The organism is Undibacterium hunanense (assembly GCF_014284335.1).
In the GTDB taxonomy this organism is placed as follows: domain Bacteria; phylum Pseudomonadota; class Gammaproteobacteria; order Burkholderiales; family Burkholderiaceae_D; genus Undibacterium; species Undibacterium hunanense.
Genome location: NZ_JACOGF010000062.1, coordinates 1 through 363, shown reverse-complemented (window position 1 = coordinate 363; position 363 = coordinate 1). Strand labels below are relative to the sequence as shown.

At 56.7% G+C, this 363-nt stretch carries 1 pseudogene; it reads left to right on the top strand.

Annotated elements, in window-relative coordinates:
* Nucleotides 1–363: pseudogene (locus tag H8L32_RS27325) on the top strand (hypothetical protein); the annotation flags it as partial.

The following is a 363-nucleotide window of genomic DNA, read 5'->3' as shown; positions in this document are numbered from 1 at the left end:
TCGTCTCCAATAGCCCAGGCTCCCAAATCGTCCTGACCAACGGTACAGACATTGTTTCCGGCGAAACATTCACCGCCCCACAAGTCTACACACCAGGCGGCAATGCCCGTATCAACAGCCTGCAAGACGAAGACCAACTGACAGGTACAGGCGTCTCCAACACACTGACAGCCACACTGGGCAATGCCAACGACAACGGTGGCACCCTCATCACCCCAAAACTGACCAACATCCAGACGCTGAATGCCTCCTTCACAGGATCATCTTCTGCGGGTGCCAACCTGGCAGTCACCGGTCTCGATCTGCAAGATGCCACCGGCCTCAAAGCCGTCAACATCTCCCGTATCGCCTCCGCAGCAGGTA